3 protein-coding genes and 2 pseudogenes are annotated in these 3,916 nt (G+C 69.5%); 3 read left to right on the forward strand and 2 right to left on the reverse strand.

Annotated elements, in window-relative coordinates:
* A partial coding sequence (locus tag HET64_RS37385; RefSeq protein ID WP_215111686.1) for a YbaK/EbsC family protein occupies positions 1-478 on the forward strand: 478 nt, incomplete at its 5' end.
* Positions 475-1,326 carry a DMT family transporter gene (locus tag HET64_RS37390; protein ID WP_215111687.1) on the forward strand — a complete coding sequence of 284 codons (852 nt, stop codon included), beginning with the start codon at positions 475-477 and terminating at the stop codon, positions 1,324-1,326. The genes HET64_RS37385 and HET64_RS37390, both read left to right, overlap by 4 nt.
* Positions 1,327-1,386: 60 nt before the next feature.
* On the opposite strand, the gene HET64_RS37395 is transcribed toward HET64_RS37390, so the two are convergent.
* Both HET64_RS37395 and HET64_RS39485 read right to left on the reverse strand, forming a co-directional pair.
* Positions 1,387-2,928 (reverse strand): sodium:alanine symporter family protein, encoded by a 1,542-nt coding sequence (locus tag HET64_RS37395; RefSeq protein ID WP_215111688.1) that lies wholly within the window; start codon positions 2,926-2,928, stop codon positions 1,387-1,389.
* Between the two features lie 521 nt (positions 2,929-3,449).
* A pseudogene (locus HET64_RS39485) lies at positions 3,450-3,584 on the reverse strand (DUF397 domain-containing protein); the annotation flags it as partial.
* Here HET64_RS39485 and HET64_RS39490 point away from each other — a divergent pair.
* A pseudogene (locus HET64_RS39490) lies at positions 3,582-3,785 on the forward strand (ATP-binding protein); the annotation flags it as partial. The pseudogenes HET64_RS39485 and HET64_RS39490 sit on opposite strands and share 3 nt — an antisense overlap.
* Positions 3,786-3,916: the final 131 nt, after the last annotated feature.

The following is a 3,916-nucleotide window of genomic DNA, read 5'->3' on the forward strand; positions in this document are numbered from 1 at the left end:
CGTCTCCCCCGCCCACCCCCGGTTCGCCGAGGCGCTGGCCGAGCTGGGCCTCCAGGTCGAGGTGCGCCGCTTCCCCGACGCGACCCGTACGGCGGCGGAGGCCGCGGCGGCGGTCGGCTGCTCACTGAGCGAGATCGTCAAGTCACTGGTCTTCACGGCGGACGGCGCCCCGGTACTGGTCCTGATGGACGGCTCCTCGCGGGTGGACGTCGAGCTGGTGAGGCGTGAACTGGGCGCGCGGAAGGTCAAGCGGGCGGACGCGGACCTGGTCCGGGAGACGACGGGATACGCGATCGGGGGCGTACCGCCCTTCGGCCACGCCACCAGGACCCGCGTCCTGGCCGACCGACGCCTCCTGGACCACGCGGTGGTGTGGGCGGCGGCGGGCACCCCGCACACGGTGTTCCCGCTCGACCCGAAAACGCTGATCGCCCACGCGGGCGCGACGGTCGCGGATGTGCGCGAGCCCGCCAAGTGACCCCTCTGGTCGCCCTCGCGGTCCTCATAGCCGCCGTCACGCACGCCAGTTGGAACGCCATCGCGCACGCGATCAAGGACCAGCTGATCTCGTTCACGCTGATCTCCGGCGGCGGTCTGCTGATCGGCGCGGCGATGGCCCTCTTCGCCCCGTTCCCGGCGGCGGAGGCCTGGCCGTACCTGGTGACCTCGGCCGCCCTGCACGTGCTGTACATGCTGCTGCTGATGCGCTCGTTCACGCTCGGCGACTTCGGGCAGATGTACCCGATCGCCCGGGGCACGGCCCCGCTGGTGGTGACGGTCCTGGCGGCGGTGTTCGTGGGCGAGCGCCCGGACGGCTGGGCCACGGCGGGCGTCGCGGTGGCCTCGGCCGGACTGGTCGGGCTGGCCCTGTGGGGTATCCGGGGCTCCGGCAAGCGCCCGCACTGGCCGGCGATCGTGGCGGCCCTCGGCACGGGTCTGGCCATCGCCGGGTACACCACGGTCGACGGCGTCGGCGTACGCGCCTCGGACACCCCGCTGGGTTACGTCGCGTGGCTGATGGTCCTGGAGGGCATGGCGATCCCGGCGTACGCCTACTACCGCCGCCGTAGCGAACTGGTCGCGCAGCTCAAGCCGTTCGCCGTACGGGGCCTGCTCGGCGCGGCCCTGTCGGTGATCGCGTACGGGCTGGTCCTCTGGGCCCAGACGAAGGCCCCGCTCGCCCCGATCGCGGCGCTGCGCGAGTCGTCGATCATCGTGGGCGCGGCGATCGGCACGCTGTTCTTCAAGGAGCGTTTCGGGGCCCCGAGGATCGCGGCGGCAGGGCTGATGGTGGTGGGCATCGGCTTGATGCTGCACACGAGTTGACGCCTCCCGCCCTGCGTGCACACAGGACGGGAGGCGCCAGGAGGAGAGGACCGGCCGGGCTCAGACGCTCGCCTTCGTCAGCGCCTCGTCCTTGTCCCCGTCGTCCCCGTCCGTTTCGCCGGCCTTCCGGGTGCGGACGTATGCGAGGAAGGTGTTCAGCTCGCGCTTGACGACGGGCGCGAGGAGGTAGAGGCCGATGATGTTGACGACGGCCAGGGAGAAGAGCACCGCGTCGGCCAGGTCGATGAGGGTCTGCAGGGTGAGCAGGGACCCGGAGACGGCGAGCAGGGTGTAGAGGGACTTGAAGACGATCTCGCTGGTGCGGCTGCGGCCGAAGAGGTACGTCCAGGCCTTGAGGCCGTAGTAGCCCCAGGTGAGCACCGTGGAGATCGCGAAGAGCAGCACGGCGACGGTCAGGACGTACGGGAACCAGGGCAGTACGGTCTCGAAGGCGTCCGAGGTGATCGTCACGCCGCCGATCGACTCACCGTCGCGCGCCTCGCCCCAGCTCGCCGGGTTGGCGATGACGATGGTCAGCGCGGTCATGGTGCAGATGACGACCGTGTCGATGAACGGCTCCAGCAGGGCGACCAGGCCCTCGCTGGCGGGGTGCTTGGTCTTGACGGCGGAGTGGGCGATCGGCGCGGAGCCGAGTCCGGCCTCGTTGGAGAACGCGGCGCGCTGGAAGCCGATGATCAATGCGCCGAGCACACCGCCCGCGACGCCCTCGGGGTTGAACGCGCCCTCGATGATCGTTTCGACCGCGCCGGGCACGGCGGTGACGTTGACCAGGATGACGACGAGACAGGCGACGATGTAGATCCCGGCCATCGCGGGGATCAGCCGGCTGGTGACCGAGGCGATGGACCGGATGCCGCCGAGGAGCACGATGCCGACGAGGGCGGCGACGAGGATGCCGAAGATGAGGGCGCCTGCGGAGGATCCCATCGCCCCGTCCTCGCCGCCGGTGACGGAGACGAGCTGGGCGTAGGACTGGTTGACCTGGAAGAGGTTGCCGCCGAAGAGCCCGAAGAACAGGATCATGATCGAGGCGAGGACGGCGAGGACCTTGCCGAAGGTCTTGCCGTTCTTCCCGAAGCGTTCGCCGAGCCCCTTGGGCAGGTAGTGCATAGGTCCGCCGGACACGGTGCCGTCGGCGTGGACCTCGCGGTACTTCACACCGAGGGTGACCTCGACGAACTTGGTGGCCATGCCGAGGAGACCGCAGAGGATCATCCAGAACGTGGCTCCGGCGCCGCCGATGGAGACGGCGACGGCCACACCGGCGATGTTGCCGAGGCCGACCGTGCCGGAGACGGCGGCGGTCAGGGCCTGGAAGTGGTTGACCTCGCCCGCCGAGTCCTTGTCGTCGTACTTGCCGCGCACCACGTCGATGGCGAGACGGAACTTGCGTACCTGGACGAATCCGAACCAGCCGGTGAAGACGAGCCCCGCCACCACCAGCCAGGCGACGATGAGCGGGAGGTCCGTCCCGCCGACGGGGACGGCGTAGAAGACGATCTCGCCGAGCCATTTGGCTATCGGTTCGAAGAACCCGCTGACGGCTTCGTCGACGTTCTCGGTTATGGATTCGAGTGACACGTTGGCTACCTCGATGACGCGGGAACGGCGGACAAGTGGGGTGTCTTCGCCGGTCGGTGTGCGATGGGGGGACGTTTCTGAAGGGATGAGCGAACGTCGTCGTCGGGTCGGCGACCCGGCGCGTCCCATGGAGTGGACGACGGCGACGGTCGCTCAGGCCTGTCACCGGGACGGTCCCGGCACTCCGCTTCGGCGAGGGTTCCGCCTACGAAGTTGGGCATTTGTACCATGCCCTTTACCTGATCTTTAGTGACGCAGGTCACTTTCCCGGGTAATAGGCGTGAAGATGCCGGGTGGGCGACGTCACCGCCATGCGGAGCCGGAGATACGTTTATCGGACACCTATCGGCAGGTCGGAGGGTATGCCTCCGGTCGGAGGGGGTTTTCCACCTCGCCTACCCCGCCGGTCGCCGCGTAGACAGACCCGCGCGGCTCATCGACCCGCCGCGACGGCCGCACAGAACCCCCGCAACGAGCCGCCGCCGGGCGACTGGACACGGGCGCGCAGGGCGACAGCGAGGTCAGTTCGCTGCGGCGTACGTGACGAAGCCGGCCCACGCGGCGGGCGCGACAGCGAGACGGGGACCTCGCACGTTCTTGGAGTCGCGTACGTGGACGGCGTCGGGGGCCGTCGCAACCTCGACGCACTCGTTGGAGGCACGCTGCGGATCGAGGTCACCGACACGCGCGGCGACAGCATTCCGCCCGGACCGGGAGCGGTGAAGCCGCCCGAAGACGAAGACCCGGAGACCGGGCGGGGCCTGCTCATCGTGGAGGCGCTGGCAGACCACTGGGGCGTCACACCCGGGCCCGTTCCCCGTAAGACCGTATGGGCGGAGATCGACCTCGTACGGTGACGGCTCCCGCCGGGTCGTGCGCCGCCGCGACCCGGTACGTCCCGGTAGACCGCCGACCGGATCGTTCTCGACCACGACCCGGTGAAGCGCGACATCAACTACCCAAAGAAACAAGAGAAACAACCCCACCC

Source organism: Streptomyces sp. McG3 (genome assembly GCF_018619185.1).
In the GTDB taxonomy this organism is placed as follows: Bacteria; Actinomycetota; Actinomycetes; order Streptomycetales; family Streptomycetaceae; genus Streptomyces.